We start from the raw sequence: 23,925 nt of genomic DNA on the forward strand, positions 1-23,925 counted from the left end.
CTTGAATTGTCAAACCAAGTGCAACGATTTTTTGAAGTAAACTTCATAAGGTGTTTTCCAACCTAAACATTTACGTGGTCGTAAATTCAGTTTATTGATCACCTGTTGAATATCAACTTCGCTCCACTGATTGATGTCTTGGTGCTTCGGAAAGTATTCACGAAGTAACCCATTTGTATTTTCATTCGTTCCCCGTGTCCACGGTTGATGCGGCTCGGGGAAGTAAAATTCTACACCCAGTGCTTCTGTTACCAAACGATGTTGGGCAAATTCTTTACCACGGTCTGGCGTAATTGACCGCAATATATGTGAATCCAGCAATTCAATCATGGCTTTTTGGACTGCTTCGGCTTTTTTGGCAGGAATTTTCTTCACCAACTCAAAACGACTTTTGCGTTCCGTCAGCGTCAGCAAACAAGCTCCACCCGCTTTACCCAGTACGGTATCGGCTTCCCAATGTCCAAAGCGACTGCGATTTTGCGCCGAAATGGGACGGTCGTTCAAATGGTTGGATATCTGAATTTTGCCACGTTTTTCATGATGATTTTTTGTATGCCGTGTTTTGCCTTTGTGGCGCAGTTTGCGACTGGCTTTGCGTTCGCCTATATCAAACAACCCTGAATAAATACCACGATAAATGGTTGAATAACTAATGGATAATTCAGATTTTTCCAATTTTAATCGTGCGCTGATTTGTTCGGGCGACCAGTTTTCTGTCAGAAACTTTTCTTGCACCAAATTGAAATATTCAGGCTGCTCTAATTTGCGCTGTGCTTTGCTATTTTGACGATGCTTCAAATAGCTGTTTTGTGCGTTCGTTGCACTGTAGCTTTCTAGAGCGTGTCGTTTCAGCTCGCGAGAAATGGTGCTGGAGCTACGTCCCAGTGCTTTGGCAATTTCTGCTTGTTTTTTGCCCTGTGCGAGTAAAATCATTATCTTTTCTCGCTCGTTTATTGTAAGATGTCGGTAGGAAGTACTCATCATTTGGAAGTGGTTTTTGTGTGGAAACAAAATTATATTCTAGTTGATGAGTACTTCTTTTTTTGTTGCACTTGGATTGTAAATTCAGCGTACAAAAATTTGGTAAACAATATTTAAACTATAAACAATCTGTTAGACGATGGATTTAAGGAAATTTTATGTCAATCACAATCTTAGATGGCGGTATGAGCCGTGAATTAATGCGTTTAAACGCGCCTTTCAAACAACCTGAATGGTCTGCCCTTTCTTTATATGAAAAACCTTCCGCAGTACAACAAGTACATGAAGAATTTATCAAAGCCGGTGCGCAAGTCATCACAACAAACAGCTACGCCGTTGTACCATTTCATATTGGCGAACAACGCTTTCACGCAGACGGCAAAATGTTATCTGATTTAGCCGGTCGTTTGGCAAAAAGTGCGGTGAAAAATTCAGGGGTTTTAACCACCAAAATTGCCGGTTCTTTGCCACCTATGTTTGGCTCTTATCGCGCAGATTTAATTGAGCAAGATCGTTTTGCTGATATTGCTCAGCCTATTATTGACGGACTTTCGCCTTATGTGGATTTATGGCTTTGTGAAACCCAAAGTGCCATTATTGAGCCTGTTTCAGTGCAAAAATTATTGCCAAAAGATGAACGTCCGTTGTGGGTTTCCTTTACTTTAATTGATGAAAAACCAACGCCGGAGCCGCAACTTCGTTCAGGTGAAACGGTAAAAAGTGCGGTGGAAAAAATGGTTGAAATTGGGGTATCCGCTATTCTATTCAATTGTTGTCAACCTGAAGTCATTGAGCAGGCGTTAATTGTAACACGTGAAACATTAAAGCAGCTTAATGCCACTCATATTCAAACAGGGGCTTACGCCAATGCTTTTGCACCACAACCCGAAGATGCGACGGCAAATGATGGCTTGGATGAAGTGCGTAAAGATTTAACCCCTGAATCCTATCTTGAATGGGCCAAAAAATGGACAGGGCAAGGTGCAACAATTGTAGGCGGTTGCTGTGGCATTGGTCGTGAATTTATCAAAGTATTAAGCGAAAATTTAGCATAGGTGTATAAGGATTTTTTATGTCAAACAAAAAAATCGGATTACTCTCTCTCACAGCGTTAGTGTTGAGTTCAATGATTGGTTCGGGTATTTTTAGCTTGCCACAAAATATGGCGGCCGTGGCGGGGGCGGAAGGAATTTCCATCGGCTGGCTCATTACCGGTGTGGGAATTATCTTTCTTGGGCTTTCCTTTTTCTTTATTTCTCGCTTACGCCCTGATTTAGACGGCGGTATTTATACTTACGCGCGCGAAGGCTTTGGTGATTTGCTCGGTTTTATGTCTGCTTGGGGCTATTGGCTTTGCGCAACCATCGGTATTGTGGGCTATTTAACCGTTGCTTTTGAAGGCTTAGGCGTGTTTACCGACAACGAAAGTGCGGTGATTTTTGGGCAAGGAAATACCATTGCCTCTTTCATTGGGGCATCGATTATCGTTTGGTTGGTTCACGCTTTAATTGCAGGTGGGATCAAGGAAGCGGCATCGGTGAATTTAGTGGCAACCTTTGTGAAAGTCGCGCCGTTGGTCTTATTTATTTTGCTGGGCTTGTGGTACTTTGATGTGGATATTTTCAAATCAGACCTAAAAGCCACCGCACTTGGCAACAGCACCACGGCGCAAGTAAAAGATACCATGTTAATTACCCTTTGGGTGTTTACCGGCGTGGAAGGTGCTTCTATCTTATCGGCACACGCGAAAAAGAAAAGTGATGTGGGCTTAGCCACTGTTTTGGGTATTATTATTGCCTTAGGTTTATATGTCGCCATTACTATTCTGTCTTTAGGCATTTTACCCCGTGAAACCATTGCCAATTTAGCCAATCCTTCGATGGGACCATTGCTCGATGTGATGATGGGGCCAACAGGCAAAGTGATTATCACGGCGTGTTTAATTGTGTCTGTATTAGCCTCTTATGTGAGTTGGACTATGTATTCGGCGGAAGTGCCTTATTTAGGTTCAAAAAATGGCGCTTTCCCGAAAATTCTCGATAAGCTGAATGACAACGGAACACCGATAAACTCTCTGTGGTTTACTGGGTTTATCGTGCAATTATGTTTGGTGATGGTGTTGGTGTTTGAACAAAGCTATAACACATTGTTGCTGATTTCCACTTCAATGATCCTGATCCCCTACTTCCTAATTGGTGCCTATTTAACGAAACTTGCTTTCCAAACACAAGCAAAATGGTTTGTAAAATTAACAGGTATTATGGCGTCCATTTATGGTTTATGGATCGTTTATGCGGCGGGTTTGCAATATTTGCTTTTATCTGTGGTACTTTACGTGCCCGGAATTGCATTATTCCTTTATTCAAATCGCCAATTCCACGGCAAAATCAAATTAACCGCTTTAGAAAAAATCTTGCTTATCATTATCTTAGCAATTTTTGCCTACGCGGTTTGCGTTTTACCTGAGTTGTTAGGGGCGTAATAAAATATAGCAAAAGCACAAAGCTGAAATTGCCGGATTTTAGCGGTATCGTAAATTCTGTTGGTAAAATAGAAAAATACAGGGGCGAAAGATGTTTCGCCCCTACAAATATTCATCAATCCCACGCCGTTTTTACGGTTGTGGACAGGCATAAAGCCTGTCCCTTCGGGATCGTAATATTGCCCCATTTTTTAATGTTTCACCCAAATTGTACTTGTGTCCGTTGTGATGACAACGTGAGATTTGGATAAATGGCTGTAGGGGCGAAATATCTTTCGCCCCCATTAAATTCAATCAAAGTGCGGTCAGAATTTTTATTTTTTCAGATTTGCCCAAGCGACAGAAAGTAAAATAATGGCACCACCAATCAACATTCTTAAAGTGGGAACTTCATTAAAACAGATCCATGCAATGGCGATGGCATACACAGGTTCTAATGAGATAATCATTGATGCGGTTCGGGCGTTAATGGTGTCGAGACTCGAGACAAATAAGGTATAGGCTACCGTTGTACATAAAAATCCGATACAAAAAATCCAGAACCAATCTACCGCCGAAACCACCAATAATTTTTCCGCCGAAAAAGGCAACAGAATTAACCCTGCAAAAAGATATTGCCACCAGCTTGCTTGTGTACCGGATAATTTGCTCATGCTTTTGCGGTTTACAATCGCCAAAATACCATAAGACAGCGCAGAAAAAACGCCCCAAAGCAAGCCTTGTGTCCCTTCGCTTCCTAGCGTAAATTCAGGGGTAACTAAAATTAATCCAATGGTAATGGCGACCAATAAGATAAGTTCTTTTAGATGTAATTTTTCTTTAAAAAAGATCACTTCAAACAGCGCAACAAAGGCGGGGAAACCGGCAAATCCTAAGGTGGCTAAAGCCACCCCACCGACTTTTACCGCCACAAAAAAGGTAACCCAATGGGCGGCTAATAATACGCCCGAAAGCGCAAGTTGTCCTATATCTTTTTTAGCTAATGGGGTAAGGGATTGTTTTTGCCAAAGGAAATACAAAGAGATCATAAAAAAGGCGATCCAAACGCGCCCTAAGACCAGTGTGTCTGCGCTACTTTGAATTAAAGCCCCAAAAATGCCTGAAGCACCAAAAAGCACGGCTGTTCCGTGGACTTTGAGTAAGGCTAAGGTGTGTTTATTCATCATGAATGTGTTTTATGCCGAATATAGCTATTGCAATGATTACGTGAGATTTAGGTCATTATTCATACGGACGGAGCATCTTTTATCCCGAATCATCTCGATAAATTAGGGCGAAAAATTTTTCGCCCCTACAAATGTTCATCAATCCCACACCGTTTTTACGTTTGTGGACAGGCATAAAGCCTGTCCCTACGGGATCGTGATATTGCCCCATTTTTAATATTTCACCCAAATTATACTTGTGTCCGTTGTGATGACAACGTGGGATTTGGGTAAATGGCTGTAGGGGCGAAACATCTTTCGCCCCCAAATAATCACCATTAATTAAGGCGAAAATTAACGCCAAGCTTTGAACTGGTTGATTAATCCATTGGTTGAGCTGTCGTGGCTTGAAACCGGTTCGTTGCCGGCAAGTTCAGGCAGAATGCGGTTAGCGAGTTGTTTGCCTAACTCTACGCCCCATTGGTCAAAGCTGTAGATGTTGAAGATAACGCCTTGTACGAAAATTTTGTGTTCATACATGGCAATTAACGCACCTAAGCTGAACGGTGTGATTTTTTGTAACAAAATGGAGTTCGTTGGTTTGTTACCTTGGAACACTTTAAATGGCACAATGTCTTTCACATCGTCTAAAGATTTACCTGCTTTCACAAATTCCGCTTCCACTTCTTCTTTGGTTTTACCGAAAGCTAAGGCTTCTGTTTGAGCAAAGAAGTTTGAAAGTAATTTTGCATGATGATCCGCTAATGGATTATGTGTTTGTGCCGGTGCAATAAAATCACAAGGAATTAAGGTTGTCCCTTGGTGAATTAATTGATAGAACGCGTGTTGGCCGTTGGTGCCCGGTTCGCCCCAAATAATCGGGCCGGTTTGATAGCTGTCAATGACTTTGCCATCACGTCCAACATATTTACCGTTAGATTCCATATTGCCTTGTTGGAAATAAGCGGCAAAACGGTGTAAATATTGATCGTAAGGTAAGATCGCTTCTGTTTGTGCGCCTAAGAAACTGGTGTTCCATAAGCCCACCAAGGCTAAGGTTGTTGGGATATTTTGCTCAATTGGTGCTGTGCGGAAATGTTTATCCATTTCGTGCGCACCGGCTAATAATTGTTCAAAATTCTCAAAGCCAATAGAAAGTGCGATAGATAAACCGATAGCTGACCATAAAGAATAACGACCGCCTACCCAGTCCCAGAAACCAAACATATTGTCGGTATCAATACCAAATTTAGCCACTTCTGCCGCGTTAGTTGAAAGTGCTGCAAAGTGTTTTGCTACGTGTTTTTCATCTTTTGCTGAAGCCAAGAACCAATCACGCGCGCTGTTTGCGTTCGTCATGGTTTCTTGTGTAGTAAAGGTTTTTGAAGCCACTAAAACAAGGGTGGTTTCAGGGTTCACTTTTTTCAAGGTTTCCGCGATATGCGTACCGTCCACGTTAGACACAAAGTGCATGGTTAAATGGTTTTTATACGGGCGCAAAGCTTCCGTGACCATGTAAGGGCCGAGGTCTGAACCGCCGATACCAATGTTAATCACATCGGTAATGGCTTTGCCTGTATAACCTTTCCACTCGCCTGAAATAACGCGTTCGCAGAAAGATTTCATTTTTGCCAATACTTCATTCACTTCAGGCATCACATCTTTGCCGTCTACTAAAACAGGGGCATTTGAACGATTACGTAAAGCCGTGTGCAATACCGCGCGATTTTCAGTACGGTTAATTTTTGCGCCTGTAAACATCGCTTCTTTTGCGCTGTCTAAAGCACATTCTTGCGCTAGTTGACGCAATAATTTCAAGGTTTCTTGGTTGATATTATTTTTAGAATAATCCACCAAAATCTCATTGTTGAAAGTCAAAGAATAATCCGCAAAACGGTTAGGTTCTTGTGCAAATAATTCTTGAATGGTTGTTTTACCAAACGCCGCTTTGTGCGCGTCTAATGCTCGCCAAGCTTGGGTGGTGGTTGGGTTAATATTTTGCATTATTTTCTCCTATGAATAATCAAATTTTAAAAAATCTAGTCAATATATTCGGTTAGAACACGTGGTGTCAATTTTGTCATTAATTCATAACTTAACAGCCCCATATGTTTTGCCACGGTTTCAAGAGGTAATTCTTTACCCCATAAAATCACTTCATCGCCTACTTTGTCTGTGCAATCCGCACCAAGATCTACGGTGATCATATCCATAGACACACGCCCTACAATAGGGACTAATCTGCCGTTGATATACACTGGCGTGCCTTGTGGGATATTACGCGGATAGCCATCGCCATAACCAATAGCCACTACGCCAATTTTTGTCTCTTTCTCACTGGTCCAAATACCACCATAACCGACCGGCTCTCCGGCTTTGTGATCACGCACGGCAATCAGTGAGGAAGTTAATGTCATCACAGGCTCTAAGCCATATTCTTGCGCAGGGGTATCCGTTGGTGAAACGCCGTACATAATAATCCCCGGGCGAATTAAATCTAAATGGGAGGCTTGCCAAAATAAAATACCGCCTGACGCCGCGATGGTTCGCTCGCCTGCTTTTCCTTTCGTTGCGGTTAAGAAGCGTTCAAGCTGAATTTGGGTATAATCACTGTCAAGCTCATCGGCACGGCTAAAGTGGCTGACAAAGCCAAAGTGCGGTTCAATATTCGGGCATTTTTCAAAGGCTTGGCAATAGGCATCCACTTCTTCTAATGCCACCCCTAAACGGTGCATCCCCGTGTCAATTTTTAGCCAAACTTTGATCGGATTAGGTAATTTTGCCGCTTTTAACGCGTCAAGCTGCTCTTTATTATGCACCACGGTTTGAATATTGTTCACCGCAATAATCGGCAAATCCGTTTCAGAAAAGAACCCTTCCAATAAGAGAATCGGTTTAATCACGCCTTTGGAACGTAAGGCTAAGGCTTCTTCCAAACGCGCCACCCCAAAACAATCGACATCTTGTTCAATTTGTGAAGCCACAAATTCCACACCATGCCCATAAGCATTGGCTTTTACAATGGCAATAATTTTACTTTCGGGGGCTTTTTGTTTAATTAGTTGAATATTATGTTTTAACGCCACGGAACTAATTTTGGCGGTTGCTGGTTTCATGTTGTACTTCTTTTTTAATTCATTTTATATTTACATCTAATACTCATCCGATAACTGCCACGCTTGCGGTGCATTATCAAAACGAGAATATTGCCCTTGGAAAATCAATGGCACACGCCCGATTGGGCCGTTACGTTGTTTACCGATAATGATTTCTGCACGGTTGCGGTTTTCTTCCGTGGTTTCATGATACACCTCATCACGATAAATAAACATAATCAAATCCGCATCTTGCTCAATAGAGCCTGATTCACGTAAATCCGAGTTAACCGGTCGTTTGTCCGTACGGTTTTCCAAGGTACGGTTTAATTGTGACAACGCCACAACAGGCACTTCCAATTCTTTTGCCAACGCTTTTAATGAACGGGAAATTTCCGCAATTTCTAAGGTTCGGTTATCAAATCCCGGCGCGCGCATTAGCTGCAAATAATCCACCATAATCAAACTCAAGCCTTCATGTTCACGATAAACACGGCGCGCGCGCGAACGCAATTCCGTTGGCGTTAATCCCGATGAATCGTCAATATACATATTCGGTTTTTCCGCCAACATTGCCATGGTGCTTGAAATCTTCGCCCAATCGCCATCATCATTAATTTGCCCGGTACGAATGGCCGTTTGGTCAACGCGCGAAAGGGATGCCAAGGTACGCATCATAATTTGTTCCGCCGGCATCTCAAGGCTGAAAATCAACACCGGTTTATCGCTATTCATTGCCGCATTTTCACATAAATTCATAGCAAATGTGGTTTTCCCCATGGAAGGACGCGCCGCCACGATAATTAAATCGGAAGGTTGTAACCCTGCGGTTTTCTTGTCTAAATCCACAAAACCGGTTGTCACACCCGTTAAGCCTTTATGACCGCTCATTTTCAACATTTCAATCCGATCCAAAGTGCGGTCTAAAATAGAAGCAATATTTTCAGGGCCTTCATTCTGTGATGTACGCTTTTCTGCAATACTAAACACTTCGCGCTCGGCTTCATCCAAAATTTCTTTAATATCTTTTCCTTTTGGCGAATAAGCACGTTGGGCAATATTATTCCCAACCCCAATTAACTCACGCAAAATCGCTTTTTCGCGCACAATGTCCGCATAAGCATTCACATTCGCCGAACTTGGCGTATTTTTAGATAATTCCGCAAGGTAAGCAAATCCCCCAACATCATTAATCACACCGCGATTTTGCAAGGATTGATCTAAGGTTAACAAATCAATAGGTGAATTTTGACGGGCTAAATGCTCAATTTCTTGGAAAATAATACGATGCGCCGCAAGGTAAAAATCCGCAGCAATCACGCGCTCCACCACATCTTCCCAATGCTTATTATTAATCATCACCGCGCCCAAAACCGCTTGCTCCGCTTCAATGGAATGAGGCGGAATACTGGCTTGTGCTAATTGCTGATCTCGCTCGGAAGAATATGTGGAAGTGGGTTGTTTAGCCATTGAATTAACCTAAAATACCTGTCAAAAATTGCCGTATATGATACCTGAAATCAAAATAAGAATTAAGTTAAAAGTGCGGTGAAATTTTACGAAGTTTTGAGTAAAATCAATAAAAAATAATCAACGAGCATTTTATGTCAAAATCTAAACGCCCTACTTTACAAGATATTGCTAACTATCTTGGTATTACAAAAATGACTATTAGTCGTTATTTGCGTAATCCTGATACCGTTGCGCCGGAAACACAGGTTCGCATTGCACAAGCTATCGAACATTTTGGTTATATTCCCAATAAAGCCCCTGAAATGCTGTCTAATGCCAAAAGCCGTGCCATTGGAGTGCTTCTCCCCTCCTTAACGAATGCGGTTTTTGCGGATGTATTAAAGGGGATTGAAATTGTGACGGATAAAGCAAACTATCAGACCATGCTCGCTCACTATGGTTATAGCCTAGAAAAAGAAGAACAACGTATTGAAAGCCTGCTTTCTTATAATATTGACGGTTTAATTTTATCGGAAAATCAGCATACCGCACGAACCTTAAAAATGCTTGAAGTGGCCAATATTCCTGTTATTGAAATTATGGATACCTCTGAACCGGGCATTGAGCAAGTGGTCGGGTTTGATAATATTTCCGCCGCACAGGCAATGGTGGAAACTATGATTTTACGTGGTTACAAAAATATTGCCTATTTTTCTGCCCGACAAGACAAACGCACCTTACTCAAAATGCAAGGTTATGAAAAAGCCATGAAAAAACACAAGTTAAAACCCAAGGTGATCAGTTCTGAAGAACCATCATCTTTCACCATGGGCGCAGAATTTTTACAGCAAGCGTTAAAAGATTATCCGGAGCTCAATGGGATTTTTTGCACCAATGACGACCTTGCCATTGGTGCTTTATTTGAATGTCAACGTTTAGGCATTTCAGTGCCTGAGCAAATGGCAATCGCAGGATTTCATGGTCACGATGTAGGGCAATCTCTCACACCACAACTTGCCACCGTCATCACCCCACGCTTAGAAATTGGACAAGTCGCCGCCCAAGAACTATTAAATCGAATCAATCAAATCCCCCAACAAAGCCGAATTATTGATTTGGGGTATGATATTCATTTGGGGGAAACGTTATAAAGCGCAAAGTGCGGTTAATTTCACCGCACTTTAAAATCGCTGACAACCCTATACGAGCCGTATAGAGTTGCTTAATCTGAGCCGCTCTGCGGCTCTTCCATTCAGCCCCGGCGGGGCTGGGCTTAACGAACCTAGCACGGCTCGTGCTAGGTTATTTTTCCAAAGTACGATTAAATTTCACCGCACTTTCCCATCACACTTCCCTCTTAAATCAATGGCTTTAAGGCTTCCACACAACGCGCCACTACCTCATCAAAACTGCCATCAATACTAATCGGAATAACATCTGTTTCTTCTGAAATATCAGGTTCTTCCAACGCTGCAAATTGGCTTTTGAGCATTTCTTCTTTCATATAATGCCCTTTACGCTGGCGCATTCGTTCTAAAATCAAATCATAACTGCCATATAGCCAAATAAATTTCACATTTTCATTGCCATCACGGATTAAATCACGATATTTTTTCTTCAACGCAGAACACACGATAATCCCGATTTCACTTTTTTTCTCCAAGCTAAATGCCGCGTCACGAATTCGCTCCAACCAAGGCGCACGATCTTCATCATTCAACGGCTGCCCCGCCCCCATTTTCAAAATATTCGCTCTAGGGTGCAAATCATCGCCATCAATCAATTTTATCCCCAACTGATGAGCTACTTCTGTTCCAACCGTTGTTTTGCCTGTACTTGATACACCCATTAAGATAAAACTTTTGCCAATTGTCATATTACTGCTCCTTGTTTTTTCCCATTACCATATCTTACTTTGGGGTTAAATGTTACTGGTAACAATTAAATCTGTGATCTTGATCACAAAGAATTTTCCTATTTATCCATTGAATCATTTAATTTGTGATATAGCTCACAATTTATAAGATTGAAACTTTACCTTTTCATTAAAGTTAACTATGTTACGCGTAACAGTAAGCAAAAAGGAGAATTTTATGGAAATAGAAACATTATCCTGTGTGGTGAAAGGTAAATTAGATTTAGATGTAATCACTCAGCGGATTGAATATGATGAAAATAGTCCTAATCAGACCCTTGTTCAAATTACCCGTGGGGGGATTTGTGGTTCAGATTTAAGCTATTACCAACATGGCAAAATTGGGAATTTTGAAGTAAAACACCCGATGATTTTAGGACATGAAGTGATAGGCAAAGTGGTCAAAACCAATGACCCAAATCTTTATGTTGGGCAAAAAGTGGCGATTAATCCAAGCAAACCTTGTTTGAAATGTAAATATTGTCTATCAGGCGATACCAATCAATGCGAAACCATGCGTTTCTTCGGGAGTGCGATGTATAACCCACATGTAGATGGCGGTTTTACACAATTTAAAGTCGTTGATAATGTGCAATGCGTAGATTATCCGCAAGACGCACCTGATGATGTGATGGCATTTGCCGAACCTTTAGCTGTGACCATTCACGCGGCTAAACAAGCAGGTGATTTAACAGGTAAAAAAGTTTTTGTATCAGGAGTTGGACCTATCGGATGTTTAGTGGTTGCTGCAGTTAAGGCATTAGACGCTGCTGAAATTGTGTGTGCAGATATGAGCCAACGTTGTTTAGATTTAGCGACCGCAATGGGTGCCACTAAAACCTTACACGCGGCTAACGATGATTTTTCATCTTATGCGGAACATAAAGGTTATTTCGATGTGTCTTTTGAAGCTTCAGGTCATCCTTCTTCTATTGAACGCTGTTTAGCCATTACCAAAGCGCGGGGAACATTAGTTCAAGTGGGAATGGGCGGTGTTGTGCCTGAATTTAATATGATGACATTAATTGCCAAAGAGATGAGTTGGAAAGGAACATTCCGTTTTGTGGAAGAATTTAATACTTCTGTTGAATGGTTAAGTTCAGGAAAAGTCAACCCATTGCCTTTACTGTCAAAAGTCGTGCCATTCCAAGCCTTTGAAGAAGCAGTAAAACTGGCTGGAAATAAAAATGAAATTGTAAAAGTTCAACTTAGTTTTGAATAAGGATTAATGATGAGTGACTTATTTTCTTTACAAAATAAACGGATTTTAATTACCGGCTCTACGCGAGGAATTGGGCGTTTATTGGCGCAGGGTGTGGTTGAACATGGTGCGGAAGTGATTATTAATAGCACCAATCAAGAAAAATCCCAAGCGGTTACCGATGAATTAAATGCACAAGGTTTTAAAGCCCATGCTGTCGCCTTTGATATCACGGATACACAAGCCGTTCATAACGCGATTGATTATATTGAACGCGAAATTGGTGCTATTGATGTATTAATCAATAACGCAGGCATTCAACGCCGCCATCCATTCTGTGAATTCCCAGAAAAAGATTTTGATGATTTGGTAAGCGTAAACCAAAAAGCGGTCTTTATTGTTTCTCAAACGGTAGCACGTTATATGGTGAAACGTCAGCGTGGCAAAATCATTAATATTGGTTCGATGCAAAGTGAATTGGGGCGCGATACGATTACGCCTTATGCCGCCACAAAAGGCGCGGTTAAAATGCTCACGCGTGGTATGTGTGTTGAATTAGCGCGTTATAACATTCAAGTCAATGGCATTGCGCCAGGCTATTTTGCTACAGAATTAACCAAACCGCTGGTTGAAAACAAAGAGTTTACCGAATGGCTATGCAAACGTACGCCGGCTAATCGTTGGGGCGATCCAAAAGAACTTATTGGCGCAGCGGTATTTTTATCATCAAAAGCCTCAGACTTCGTGAACGGACATTTATTGTTTGTTGATGGCGGTATGTTGGCGGCAGTATAAGAGGGATTGTCTATGTTAATCGTAACTTTAATAGGTTCCATTGCACTACTACTTGTATTAATTATGAAATTTAGAGTGCATGCGTTTGTTGCATTAACTTTAGTAAGTTTATTGACCGCACTTGTGACTGGTGTACCTGTCAATAAAATTCTACCGACCTTAATGACGGGGTTTGGTGGCACACTGGCCTCCGTTGCATTATTAGTTGGTTTTGGCGCGATGATTGGTCGTCTGCTCGAAATTACCGGTGGAGCAAAAGTTCTCGCGGATACCTTAATCAATAAATTTGGGGAAGAAAAAGCACCATTTGCATTAGGTGTGGCATCATTCTTATTTGGCTTCCCTATTTTCTTTGATGCCGGTTTAGTGGTGATGCTACCGATTATTTTCAGTGTAGCAAAACAATTCGGTGGTTCGCTATTCCGTTACGCATTCCCGGCGGCTGGTGCCTTTGCGGTAACACATGCATTCTTACCACCCCATCCCGGTCCCGTTGCCGCAGGAGATTTATTAGGTGCTAATATCGGTTTATTAACCATTGTCGGTTTTATTCTTGCTATTCCAACTTGGTATTTTGCTGCTTATCTCTACGGAACATTCTTAGGTCGTAAATTTCATTTAGATTTACCAAAATCATTTTTAAATGCCGCCCCGATTAATGAAACTGCTGTACTTAACCCACCAAGTTTTAGACGCGTATTATTTATCCTATTACTACCACTTTGCTTAATTATGTTAGATACGGTACTCAATACCTTATCGGTAGCAAAAGTCATTGATGGTTCTCAATTATGGGTAGAAAGTTTACGTTTGATCGGTAAAACGCCGGTAGCATTGCTCATTACACTTATTGTGACAATCTATCTATTAAAAGAACAACGTAGCGTTGAGCAAATAGAAAAAATCTGTGATAACGCATTAGGTCCTATCTGCTCCATTGTACTTGTAACGGGAGCGGGGGGAATGTTTGGTGGCGTATTGCGTGCAAGTGGTATTGGAGATGTGTTAGCGAATATGCTTTCAGACACTGGCATGCCTGTGATTGTCGCCGCATTTATTATTTCTAGTGCATTACGTGTCGCACAAGGGTCTGCCACTGTTGCTATCACCACTACATCAGCGCTTGTTGCTCCAATGGTTTCTGCAACAACAGGATTAAGCGAATTTGATTTGTGCTTTATTGTTATCTCAATCGCCTCCGGCGCGACTGTTCTTGCCCATGTTAACGACAGTGGTTTCTGGCTAGTCAGCCGTTTCTTGGAAATTGATACTAAAACCATGTTTAAAACTTGGACAGTTCAAGAAACCTTGATTGGCTTAGTTGGATTTGGATTATCGGTGATCGGTTCGATTATCTTATAACCTTTCATACTCAAAGCGCGGTTAAAAAATACGAAGATTTTTAACCGCGCTTTTTCTTTATTACCTATCAAAATCTGAATTCCCGGATTTCTGTTATTTTGACGCTATGCGTTAAACTTGGCATAATAGTGAAAATCAAGATCTTATCGGAAGTTGTTTATGTACACCAAACAAGAAAAACTCAAAATGTCTGAAACGGATATTCGTACTAAATTTATTACGCCCGCAATTCAAAAATCAGGTTGGGCGGATCGCCAAATACGCGAAGAGTATTCTTTTAAAGCTAATAAACAATTTACCGATGGGCAGATGATCGTTGATCCTAAAACCAAGAAAGCCCATCGATTAGATGCCAAACGAGCTGACTATCTACTTTACCATTCACCTAATCAAAAAATTGCTATCGTTGAAGCTAAAGATAATAAACATACTCCAAGGGATGGATTGCAACAAGCGATGGATTATGCTCGTTTACTTGATATTCCTTTTGCTTACAGTTCTAATGGCGATGAGTTTATTGAGCACGATTTCACCACTGGTGTTCAACGCACTTTAAATATGGAGCAATTCCCAACCCCTGATGAACTTTATCAGCGTTGGTCAGAACAATATACGCAAGAAGCGCTGAAAATTATTCAACAACCTTATTACACAAGTGCAACGGAAACATTCAAAGAGCCCCGTTATTATCAAGAAATTGCAATTAACCGTACCGTTGAAGCTGTCGCCAAAGGACAGTCGCGTATTTTATTGGTTATGGCAACAGGGACGGGAAAAACCTATACCGCCTTCCAAATTATTCATCGATTAAAAACAAGTGGAACAAAAAAGAAAATTCTGTTTTTAGCAGATCGCAATGTATTAGTTGATCAACCGATGACCCAAGACTTCAAACCCTTTAAAGACAAAATGGTAAAAGTCACGAATAAAACGCTTGATAGTGCTTTTGAAGTCTATTTAGCGTTATATCAACAGCTTGATGGTTCTGCAGATAATGAACTCTTTAAGCAATTTCAGCCGTCTTTCTTTGATTTAATCATTATTGATGAATGTCATCGTGGTAGTGCGAAAGAAGACTCTAACTGGCGTGCGATTTTGGAGTATTTTAATGAAGCAACGCATATCGGTTTAACTGCAACCCCAAAAGAAACCACGGATGCTAGTAATATCACTTATTTTGGCGAGCCAATTTATACTTATAGTTTAAAACAAGGTATTGAAGATGGCTTTTTAGCGCCTTATCGGGTAATTCGTGTGGAGCTTGATTGTGACAGAGGCTGGCGACCAACTAAAGGAATGAAAGATAAAGAAGGTAATGAAATTGAAGATCGTGAATATACGGTAAAAGATTTCGATTACAACATTATTCTAGATGATCGCACTCGCTTGGTAGCAGAACGAATTACCGAATTTTTGAAGAAAACCAACCGCTTAGATAAAACCATTGTTTTCTGTGCCAATATTAACCATGCACAGCGAATGGTGGCAGCGCTTTGTCGTTTAAATGCTGATATGTTACAGCAAAATTCCAAATATATTTGCCAAATCACAGGCGATCAATCAGGGAAAAGTGTTGATTTAGAAGAGTTTTGTGATGTACATAATGAAGGCAAAGACTATCCTGTTATTGCCGTTACATCTAAATTAATGACTACTGGCGTGGATAGTAAAACCTGTAAACTGGTTGTACTGGATGCCAATATTCAGTCAATGACTGAATTTAAACAAATTATTGGGCGTGGCACACGTTTACGGCCAGACGCAGGCAAAGAGTTTTTTACAATTTTAGATTTCCGTGGCGTAACAAAATTATTTGCCGATCCTGATTTTGATGGTGAACCAGTCGTTATTCTTGACGTACCAGAAGATAAACCTTTTGATAATCCAAAAGATGATGAAGATGACTCTGCTAAGCAACCTAACGGCGAAGTAAATGAACCTGAACCAACTTATAAACCTATTGTTGTTGTAGAAGCAGGCTTGCTCAAATTAAGAATTTTAGATGAAAAAGTACAATATCTTAATGAAAAAGGGGAATTAATTTCAGAAGACATTGATGTATTCTCAAAACGTGAAATTCAAAAAGATTTTACTAGCTTTGAGCAATTACAACACCAATGGCTAACAAGCGGTGAAATTCCAGCAAAATTTTACACTGATTCTAAATGGCTCAACGCACTACGCAAAAAGCAAGCCCTATCTGAAGAGTTTGATGATTTAGATGTTATTGCTTCCGTTGGTTTTGGTAAAAAACCTTTAACCAAAAAGCAACGAGTCGAGAAAGTCAAACAAAGTCATTATCTCAATCAATACTCTGCTGAAAATCAGCAAATCTTAGGTTTATTACTTGATGAGTATGTAAAATCAGGTTCAAAAGATCTCACTAAAACCGAATTATTACAAACACCACAATTTAGTCCTTTAGGTGGACTGGTTTCTATTGTCAAAAAATTTGGCGGTAAGGAGCTTTATCAAAAAGCTGTAAAAGGCTTAGAAAAGATGATTTATTCGGAATAATGTATGAAAACAGAAGAATTACAACAATTATTAAAAGCATTAATTAATCATCCAAATGAAAGTGAATGGTTGGAATTTAAACTGAATTATCATTCTGATAATGAAATTGGGGAAAGAATTTCTGCGCTTTCGAATTCTGCTTGCATCCATCAACAGGCTTATGCTTATTTAGTTTTTGGGGTTGAAGATAAAACACATAGTGTGTTAGGCACAACATTTAGCCCTAAATCAGCAAAAGCCAAGGGGGAAAAAGGCAAGGAAAGTAAAGAAGAACTAGAAAATTGGTTAGTTCAACGTTTAAATCCAAGAATTGATTTTACGATTGAAGAATTTGAATATGGCGGTAAACACATCGCTTTATTCAAAATCCCTGCAACTTACAATCAGCCGGTGGAATTCTCGCACACTGCTTATATTCGAGTGGGTTCTTATACCAGAAAGCTCAATGAATTTCCTGAAAAGGCAAGAAAAATTTGGAAAAATAGTACTAATAATGTGTTCGAAGAACGCCTTGCACAAGAAAATGTGTCTGCTGATCAAGTTATTGAGTTACTCAATACGCAATCTTATTTTGAATTAATGAAAATTCCTTATCCAACAGATAGAAAAGGTGTGTTGGAAAAATTCTGCACTGAGAAATTTATTCATCTGAATAATGATGGAAGTTACGATATTACTAATTTAGGGGCACTATTATTTGCTAAGGATCTTAATGCGTTTGATCAACTAAAACGAAAAGCGGTTCGTGTCATTGTGTATGATGGAAAGAATAAATTAAATACGATTCGTGAAGTGATCGGAAATAAAGGCTATGCTGTAGGATTCGAAAATCTTATTGAATGGATAAATGGGCAGTTACCCTCTAATGAAATTATTGGGCAAGCTTTGCGAGAAGAGATTCGAATGTATCCCGAAATTGCTATTCGTGAATTAATTGCAAATGCTTTAATTCATCAAGATTTTGATGAAAAAGGATTTCCTATGGTTGAAATCTTTAGTGATCGGATTGAAATTTCAAATGCTGGTTTACCACTGATTATTCCAGAACGCTTTATTGATGAATATCAATCAAGAAATGAAAAATTAGCTGATGTTTTACGTCGTGCAAGAATTTGTGAAGAAAAAGGTAGCGGTATTGATAAAGTTATTTCTTGGGTAGAAGCATATCAGCTTCCTGCCCCTAATTTTCTAGTGCAAGAAAAACATACTAAAACGATTTTATACGCTCATCAAACGCTTAATGAAATGGACAAAAAAGACAAGGTTCGGGCAACTTATCAACATTGTTGTTTGTGTTATGTCAATAATGAAAAGATGACAAATCAATCTTTACGAGAACGATTCAAAATCGACGATAGAAATGCGGCAATTGTTTCACGAATCATTGCTGAAGCGATTGCGGAGAATTTAATTAAAAATGATGATCCTGAGGCCAAATCCAAAAAGTACGCAAAATATATCCCATATTGGGCATAGTTTTATTTGATAAGTCATTTTATAGCATGAGTATTTTATATTTAACTATATGATTTTATTGTGTATTTTTATTTGATGGTTATTTGATTTTTTGTGCAAAACTTAGCCCAAAAATAAAGGTTGTTTGACATAGTCTGAATTTTGGGTATAGATGAATTGCTAACTAATTGATAAATAAGGAATACCTTATTTGATGGTTATTTGATAGATAGAATAAATAAGGAACAAAATGAGCCTAAATAATTTAGTAAAACGCCTACAAGATGTGATGCGAAATGATGCGGGAATTAATGGTGATGCACAACGTATTGAACAAATTGTCTGGATATTATTTCTTAAAATTTATGATGCTAAAGAACAGGAATGGGAACTCTTGAACGATGAATATCGTTCTATCATTCCAGAAAAGTTACGTTGGTCAAATTGGGCAAAAGATAACAAAGACGGAAAAGCAATGACAGGCGATGAGTTACTCTCTTTTGTCAACAATGATTTGTTCCCTACACTTAAAAATTTGTTAATTTCTTCAGATATGCCAATGAATAAGCGGATTATTCGTGCCGCTTTTGAAGATAATAACAACTATATGAAAAATGGTATTTTGCTTCGCCAAGTTATTAATATCATTGATGAAATCAACTTTGAACAATACCAAGAACGCCACGCTTTTGGCGATATTTATGAAAATATCCTAAAAAGCTTACAAAGTGCAGGTAATGCCGGTGAGTTTTATACGCCACGAGCAGTCACCGATTTTATGGTTAAAATGATCAAACCAAAACTTGGCGAACGAATTGCTGATTTTGCTTGTGGAACGGGCGGATTTTTAACTTCCGCATTGAAAGTATTAGAAGCTCAAATTTCGTCTGTTTCCGATCGCACTTTATTTAACAATTCTGTGTATGGTATTGAGAAAAAAGCATTGCCACATCTGCTTTGTATTACAAACTTGTTGTTGCACGATATTGATAATCCCAATGTCCATCACGACAATGCTCTTGAAAAGCCTGTCAAAGATTACACAGAAAAAGATAAGTTTGATGTTATTTTGATGAATCCACCTTACGGCGGTGCGGAAATTGAGCAAATTAAAACCAATTTCCCTACTGCCTTGCGTTCTAGCGAAACCGCTGACCTATTTATGTCGGTTATTATGTACCGTTTGAAGAAAAATGGACGAGTAGCAATCGTATTGCCTGATGGCTTCTTATTTGGTACAGACAACGCAAAAATGGCAATTAAGAAAAAACTGATGACAGAAATGAATTTACATACTGTTATTCGTTTACCACACAGCGTGTTTGCCCCTTATACGTCTATCACGACTAATATTTTATTCTTTGATAACACCAAACCGACTGAAGAAACTTGGTTTTATCGTCTGGATATGCCACAGGGTTATAAAAATTTCTCTAAAACGAAGCCAATGAAATTAGAACATTTCAATGATGTTATGGAATGGTGGGATAACCGTCAGCCTATTGAAATTGATGGCTTTGACAAGGCTCGTTGTTACTGTTTCCAAGAAATTGCCGATCGTCAATTTAATATTGATCTTTGTGGTTTCCCACACGAGGAAGAAGAAATCCTACCGCCAGATGAACTTATTGCAAATTATCAGCAAAAACGAACCGCTTTAAATGCAGATATTGACCGCATTTTAGGGGAAATTACGGGAATTTTGGGGATTAAGTTATAAAGGATACCTTTATAACTGCTATGTAGTGATGATTACGGAATAAAGTTGAAGAAATAAGATGAAAGCCCAACAATTAAAAAATGCCATTTTACAATTAGCCATTTCTGGAAAACTTGTACCACAAGATCCTAATGATGAACCTGCCAGTGAATTACTCTGCAAAATTCAGGCAGAAAAAGACCGCTTGATCGCAGAAGGCAAAATCAAGAAAAGTAAAAAATCTGCCGATAAAGCCCCTTATTCGAAGATCGAACCGCCGTTTGATATTCCTGAGAGTTGGGTTTGGGTGAGGCTTGATGATATTTGTGAATTTAACCCTAAAAAAGATATTGAGGGTAAAGATATTCCTTTAAATTCTTGGGTTTTAGATTTGGAAGATATAGAAAAAGAAAGTGGAGTTTTATTACGAAAAAAAATAAAAACACAGAATAATATTAAAAGTCAGAAAAATTCATTTGAAGAAAATGATATTTTATATGGAAAGCTAAGACCATATCTAAATAAAGTAATTATTGCTACAGATAAAGGCTTCTGTTCAACGGAAATTGTCCCCTTAAAATTTACTATAAATTTTTATAATCGTTTTGCTCAAATAGTTTTAATGTCTCCTTATTTCCTTAGTTATGCAAAACAAAATTCTCATGGCACGAAGATGCCTAGGTTTAATTTAGAAAAAGGAAAAGAATTTTTATTTCCTCTCCCCCCATTAAACGAACAACACCGCATTGTTGCAAAAATTGAAGATCTGTTACCCTTTATCGAACAATACGATCAAAAGGAACAACAACTTACCGCATTAAATAAAAATTTCCCGGAACAGCTTAAAAAATCCATTTTACAAGCTGCAATTCAGGGCAAGCTAACAGAGCAACTTCCAACTGACGAGCCCGCCAGTGAACTACTGAAACGTATTCAAGTGGAAAAAGCTCGCTTGATTTCAGAGAAAAAACTAAAGAAACCAAAGCACACTTCTGAAATTATTATTCGTGATAATTTAGCGTATGAGATCAAAGACGGTGTTGAGAATTGTATCGCTGATGAAATACCGTTTGAGATTCCTGAAAGTTGGTGTTGGGTTAGGTTGGGAAACTATTTAGATGTTAGAGATGGAACACATGATACACCTAAATATGTGGAAAAAGGTTATCCATTAGTTACAAGTAAAAATTTAGTTAATGGAAATCTAGATTTTTCAAATGTAAAATTCATTTCAAGAGAAGATCATTTAGCTATTTCTCTGCGTTCCAAAGTAAATGTTGGCGATATTTTATTTGCAATGATTGGGAGTATTGGAAATCCTGTTTTAGTAAAAAAAGAATTAGAATTTAGTATTAAGAATGTTGCTTTATTTAAACCCTATATAAAACAAACAAATATGGATTATATATTCTATGTTCTTTCTTTTTATCAAAATGAAATGAAAAATGTAGCTTCAGGTGGAGTGCAATCATTTATTTCCTTATCATTTCTAAGAGAATTTATTATTCCTTTACCTCCTCTAAATGAACAACATCGTATTGTAGCTAAAATAGAACAACTTCTATCCAATCTACAAAAATTAGAATAAATTTAACCGCTTGTGTCTCTATCATACTGATTTTCAATCAACAAAAGGAAATCAGTATGATCCAATCTTACGAAAAATATCTCAAACAATCAAATCTAGCAAAAAATACCATTTCAGTTTACCTATTTTCGGTTAAACAATTTCACCAATTATTTGGTGAAATAACAAAGCCAAATTTAAAAGAATACAAAGTTTACCTAATCGAAAATTTTAAACCACAAACCGTTAATTTAAGACTACGAGCTGTGAATAGTTATTTGGAATTTATAAAAAAGGAAAAATGGAAGCTAACTTTTGTCAAAGTCCAGCAAAAACCATTTTTAGAAAATGTAATTAGTGAAGCTGATTATAATTATTTCAAAAAATGTTTAAAACAAGATAACGATCTGTATTGGTATTTTGTGATCCGCTTTATGGCAGCCACTGGTGCAAGGGTTAGTGAGCTTATTCAGCTAAAATGTGAGCATATTCAGGTCGGATATTTTGATTTATATTCTAAAGGTGGAAAACTACGCCGAATTTATATACCTGAGAAATTACAAGATGCATGTTTAAACTGGCTGCAAGAACAGAATAGAAGATACGGTTTTATTTTTCTTAATAAATATGGCGAACGAATTACAACAAGGGGAATATCAAGTCAGTTAAAAGTATTAGCGAAAAAATATAAACTAGACCCCAAAGTTGTTTATCCACATTCTTTTCGTCATCGTTTTGCTAAAAGTTTTTTAGAACGCTGTAATGATATTACTTTTTTAGCTGATTTAATGGGGCACGAAAGTATTGAAACTACGAGAATTTATTTAAGAAAAACGAGTACAGAGCAACAAGCTATTATTAATAAAATTATTGATTGGTAATGATTATATTTTATTAGCAATATAATAAGGACAGGTTTTAACCTGTCCTTGAAATTTATAAATGGTTAATTACTGACATAAATAATTCTACTTTTTCTACAATGCGTTTTTGCTCTTTGATTGGTGGTAAAGGTATTAAACGATTGTTTAGATTATTTTGCGTAATTTGATTGATTGTTGTAGTTCCAACTCCATCAAAATCATTTCTGAATAATGGTGAAGATAAAAAATGATAAATATATTGATAAAAAGGGCTCCGAAGAACAGCCATAAAGGCTCCAAATGAATAACCATCTTTATCAATAATTGCTGTTTTTCCAACTAAGGATTTACTACCATTTCTCGCACAAATAAGCAAATCATTTTTATAACACTTTTTATTTTCAGGAATATCTATATTTACTCTGACAATATCATTTTGAATATTTAATTTCCCATTTTGTATATTTCCAGAACGCAAAACAATAGTACCATTCTTAGATACATCACTTGGGGAATATGTTAAACCTATATTAGTTTCGGAAATATCCCCCAACCTAACCCAACACCAACTTTCAGGGATCTCAAACGGTATTTCATCAGCGATACAACGCTCAATACCCTCTTTGATCTCATACGCTAAATTATCACGAATAATAATTTCAGAAGTGTGCTTTGGTTTCTTTAGTTTTTTCTCTGAAATCAAGCGAGCTTTTTCCACTTGAATACGTTTCAGTAGTTCACTGGCGGGCTCGTCAGTTGGAAGTTGCTCTGTTAGCTTGCCCTGAATTGCAGCTTGTAAAATGGATTTTTTAAGCTGTTCCGGGAAATTTTTATTTAATGCGGTAAGTTGTTGTTCCTTTTGATCGTATTGTTCGATAAAGGGTAATAGCTTTTCTATTTTTGCAACAATGCGGTACTGTTCATTTAGTGGGGGAAGTGGAAGTATTAAATCTTTTAATGAGCTTAAATAAATCCCTTTCTGTGCGGTTCCTTTACTACTTAAATTTAGTAAATCTAATAAAAATGCTGATTGCAAAACATAGCTGAGATATTCAGAATACACTTGAATTGGTTTTAAAACTGCAACACTTCTCTGCAGAGCAAATTTATCATTTGATTTAACAATAGCTGTTCTACCTATTGTACCAACAATAGTTAATAGAATGTCATTTAGTTGAATATCTGTTCTTTTATTTTCAATTTCCCATTGTTCTTCTGATACCCAACGAGAAGCTGATTCTAGTTGAATTTTTTCATCAAAAATATTTGTTGCACTTAGAATAGGAATCCCTGATAGATTATTTGGTGGTGGATTATGTGAACCATCTGTAATTTTCGATGTAATTTCATCGAGAGTTACCCAAACCCAACTCTCAGGGATATCAAACGGCGGTTC

At 38.5% G+C, this 23,925-nt stretch carries 19 protein-coding genes; 11 read left to right on the plus strand and 8 right to left on the minus strand.

What is annotated here, in order from left to right:
* Positions 1 to 9: 9 nt before the first annotated feature.
* Entirely contained in the window at positions 10 to 984 is a 975-nt protein-coding gene (locus E7T07_RS06225; protein ID WP_012478345.1) for an IS30-like element ISApl1 family transposase, read from the minus strand.
* Positions 985 to 1,139: 155 nt separating this feature from the next.
* Between E7T07_RS06225 and E7T07_RS06230 the strand changes: the two genes are divergently transcribed.
* The gene (locus E7T07_RS06230) at positions 1,140 to 2,036 is read left to right on the plus strand and encodes a homocysteine S-methyltransferase family protein (protein WP_135710032.1); all 897 of its coding nucleotides are present in this window, start codon (positions 1,140 to 1,142) and stop codon (positions 2,034 to 2,036) included.
* Positions 2,037 to 2,053: 17 nt separating this feature from the next.
* Positions 2,054 to 3,463 carry a basic amino acid/polyamine antiporter gene (locus E7T07_RS06235; protein WP_135710033.1) on the plus strand — a complete coding sequence of 470 codons (1,410 nt, stop codon included), beginning with the start codon at positions 2,054 to 2,056 and terminating at the stop codon, positions 3,461 to 3,463.
* Positions 3,464 to 3,777: 314 nt separating this feature from the next.
* Here E7T07_RS06235 and E7T07_RS06240 read toward each other — a convergent pair whose 3' ends face one another.
* From E7T07_RS06240 to E7T07_RS06260, 5 genes are all read right to left on the minus strand, one after another.
* The gene (locus E7T07_RS06240; RefSeq protein ID WP_135710155.1) at positions 3,778 to 4,626 is read right to left on the minus strand and encodes a DMT family transporter; all 849 of its coding nucleotides are present in this window, start codon (positions 4,624 to 4,626) and stop codon (positions 3,778 to 3,780) included.
* A gap of 82 nt (positions 4,627 to 4,708) precedes the next feature.
* Positions 4,709 to 4,972, minus strand: a complete 264-nt coding sequence (locus E7T07_RS06245) for a hypothetical protein (RefSeq protein WP_135710034.1) — start codon at positions 4,970 to 4,972, stop codon at positions 4,709 to 4,711.
* Positions 4,963 to 6,612, minus strand: coding sequence for a glucose-6-phosphate isomerase (gene pgi / locus E7T07_RS06250; RefSeq protein WP_135710035.1), 1,650 nt, complete (start codon positions 6,610 to 6,612; stop codon positions 4,963 to 4,965). Before pgi ends, E7T07_RS06245 begins: the two co-directional genes overlap by 10 nt.
* 35 nt (positions 6,613 to 6,647) lie before the next feature.
* Positions 6,648 to 7,724, minus strand: coding sequence for an alanine racemase (alr, locus tag E7T07_RS06255; RefSeq protein WP_135710036.1), 1,077 nt, complete (start codon positions 7,722 to 7,724; stop codon positions 6,648 to 6,650).
* Between the two features lie 36 nt (positions 7,725 to 7,760).
* Positions 7,761 to 9,173, minus strand: a complete 1,413-nt coding sequence (locus tag E7T07_RS06260; RefSeq protein WP_135710037.1) for a replicative DNA helicase — start codon at positions 9,171 to 9,173, stop codon at positions 7,761 to 7,763.
* Positions 9,174 to 9,307: 134 nt separating this feature from the next.
* On the opposite strand from E7T07_RS06260, the gene gntR reads away from it, so the two are divergent.
* Positions 9,308 to 10,306 carry a gluconate operon transcriptional repressor GntR gene (gene gntR / locus E7T07_RS06265; RefSeq protein ID WP_135710038.1) on the plus strand — a complete coding sequence of 333 codons (999 nt, stop codon included), beginning with the start codon at positions 9,308 to 9,310 and terminating at the stop codon, positions 10,304 to 10,306.
* A 206-nt stretch (positions 10,307 to 10,512) separates the two neighbouring features.
* Here gntR and E7T07_RS06270 read toward each other — a convergent pair whose 3' ends face one another.
* Positions 10,513 to 11,031, minus strand: a complete 519-nt coding sequence (locus E7T07_RS06270) for a gluconokinase (protein WP_135710039.1) — start codon at positions 11,029 to 11,031, stop codon at positions 10,513 to 10,515.
* 217 nt (positions 11,032 to 11,248) lie between these two features.
* On the opposite strand from E7T07_RS06270, the gene idnD reads away from it, so the two are divergent.
* The 8 genes from idnD (at position 11,249) to E7T07_RS06310 (ending at position 22,547) form a co-directional block, all read left to right on the plus strand.
* Positions 11,249 to 12,292 (plus strand): L-idonate 5-dehydrogenase, encoded by a 1,044-nt coding sequence (gene idnD / locus E7T07_RS06275; protein WP_135710040.1) that lies wholly within the window; start codon positions 11,249 to 11,251, stop codon positions 12,290 to 12,292.
* A gap of 9 nt (positions 12,293 to 12,301) precedes the next feature.
* A complete protein-coding gene (gene idnO, locus E7T07_RS06280; RefSeq protein WP_135710041.1) occupies positions 12,302 to 13,066 on the plus strand; it encodes a gluconate 5-dehydrogenase in 765 nt (254 codons plus the stop codon).
* A 12-nt stretch (positions 13,067 to 13,078) separates the two neighbouring features.
* Entirely contained in the window at positions 13,079 to 14,428 is a 1,350-nt protein-coding gene (locus tag E7T07_RS06285; protein WP_135710042.1) for a GntP family permease, read from the plus strand.
* 159 nt (positions 14,429 to 14,587) lie between these two features.
* Positions 14,588 to 16,945 (plus strand): EcoAI/FtnUII family type I restriction enzme subunit R, encoded by a 2,358-nt coding sequence (hsdR, locus tag E7T07_RS06290; RefSeq protein ID WP_135710043.1) that lies wholly within the window; start codon positions 14,588 to 14,590, stop codon positions 16,943 to 16,945.
* A gap of 3 nt (positions 16,946 to 16,948) precedes the next feature.
* Complete coding sequence (locus tag E7T07_RS06295) at positions 16,949 to 18,421, plus strand: RNA-binding domain-containing protein (RefSeq protein ID WP_135710044.1); 1,473 nt, start codon at positions 16,949 to 16,951, stop codon at positions 18,419 to 18,421.
* Between the two features lie 229 nt (positions 18,422 to 18,650).
* A complete protein-coding gene (locus E7T07_RS06300) occupies positions 18,651 to 20,120 on the plus strand; it encodes a class I SAM-dependent DNA methyltransferase (RefSeq protein WP_135710045.1) in 1,470 nt (489 codons plus the stop codon).
* A 58-nt stretch (positions 20,121 to 20,178) separates the two neighbouring features.
* Positions 20,179 to 21,687, plus strand: coding sequence for a restriction endonuclease subunit S (locus E7T07_RS06305; protein ID WP_135710046.1), 1,509 nt, complete (start codon positions 20,179 to 20,181; stop codon positions 21,685 to 21,687).
* Positions 21,688 to 21,743: 56 nt separating this feature from the next.
* Positions 21,744 to 22,547 (plus strand): tyrosine-type recombinase/integrase, encoded by an 804-nt coding sequence (locus E7T07_RS06310; RefSeq protein ID WP_135710047.1) that lies wholly within the window; start codon positions 21,744 to 21,746, stop codon positions 22,545 to 22,547.
* Positions 22,548 to 22,602: 55 nt separating this feature from the next.
* Here the strand turns inward: E7T07_RS06310 and E7T07_RS06315 are convergent, their stop codons facing one another.
* Positions 22,603 to 23,862: a restriction endonuclease subunit S gene (locus E7T07_RS06315; RefSeq protein WP_425455036.1), complete on the minus strand. Its 1,260-nt coding sequence runs from the start codon at positions 23,860 to 23,862 to the stop codon at positions 22,603 to 22,605.
* Between the last annotated feature and the right edge of the window lie 63 nt (positions 23,863 to 23,925).

The sequence above is a fragment of the Actinobacillus porcinus genome, from assembly GCF_901764995.1.
In the GTDB taxonomy this organism is placed as follows: Bacteria; Pseudomonadota; Gammaproteobacteria; order Enterobacterales; family Pasteurellaceae; genus Exercitatus; species Exercitatus porcinus.

Excerpts from the sequence above, each read along its gene's own strand:
- E7T07_RS06225 (WP_012478345.1), bottom strand. The coding sequence starts at position 984 with ATGATGAGTACTTCCTACCGACATCTTACAATAAACGAGCGAGAAAAG.
- E7T07_RS06230 (WP_135710032.1), top strand. The coding sequence starts at position 1,140 with ATGTCAATCACAATCTTAGATGGCGGTATGAGCCGTGAATTAATGCGT.
- E7T07_RS06235 (WP_135710033.1), top strand. The coding sequence starts at position 2,054 with ATGTCAAACAAAAAAATCGGATTACTCTCTCTCACAGCGTTAGTGTTG.
- E7T07_RS06240 (WP_135710155.1), bottom strand. The coding sequence starts at position 4,626 with ATGAATAAACACACCTTAGCCTTACTCAAAGTCCACGGAACAGCCGTG.
- pgi (WP_135710035.1), bottom strand. The coding sequence starts at position 6,612 with ATGCAAAATATTAACCCAACCACCACCCAAGCTTGGCGAGCATTAGAC.
- alr (WP_135710036.1), bottom strand. The coding sequence starts at position 7,724 with ATGAAACCAGCAACCGCCAAAATTAGTTCCGTGGCGTTAAAACATAAT.
- E7T07_RS06260 (WP_135710037.1), bottom strand. The coding sequence starts at position 9,173 with ATGGCTAAACAACCCACTTCCACATATTCTTCCGAGCGAGATCAGCAA.
- gntR (WP_135710038.1), top strand. The coding sequence starts at position 9,308 with ATGTCAAAATCTAAACGCCCTACTTTACAAGATATTGCTAACTATCTT.
- E7T07_RS06270 (WP_135710039.1), bottom strand. The coding sequence starts at position 11,031 with ATGACAATTGGCAAAAGTTTTATCTTAATGGGTGTATCAAGTACAGGC.
- idnD (WP_135710040.1), top strand. The coding sequence starts at position 11,249 with ATGGAAATAGAAACATTATCCTGTGTGGTGAAAGGTAAATTAGATTTA.
- idnO (WP_135710041.1), top strand. The coding sequence starts at position 12,302 with ATGAGTGACTTATTTTCTTTACAAAATAAACGGATTTTAATTACCGGC.
- E7T07_RS06285 (WP_135710042.1), top strand. The coding sequence starts at position 13,079 with ATGTTAATCGTAACTTTAATAGGTTCCATTGCACTACTACTTGTATTA.
- hsdR (WP_135710043.1), top strand. The coding sequence starts at position 14,588 with ATGTACACCAAACAAGAAAAACTCAAAATGTCTGAAACGGATATTCGT.
- E7T07_RS06295 (WP_135710044.1), top strand. The coding sequence starts at position 16,949 with ATGAAAACAGAAGAATTACAACAATTATTAAAAGCATTAATTAATCAT.
- E7T07_RS06300 (WP_135710045.1), top strand. The coding sequence starts at position 18,651 with ATGAGCCTAAATAATTTAGTAAAACGCCTACAAGATGTGATGCGAAAT.
- E7T07_RS06305 (WP_135710046.1), top strand. The coding sequence starts at position 20,179 with ATGAAAGCCCAACAATTAAAAAATGCCATTTTACAATTAGCCATTTCT.
- E7T07_RS06310 (WP_135710047.1), top strand. The coding sequence starts at position 21,744 with ATGATCCAATCTTACGAAAAATATCTCAAACAATCAAATCTAGCAAAA.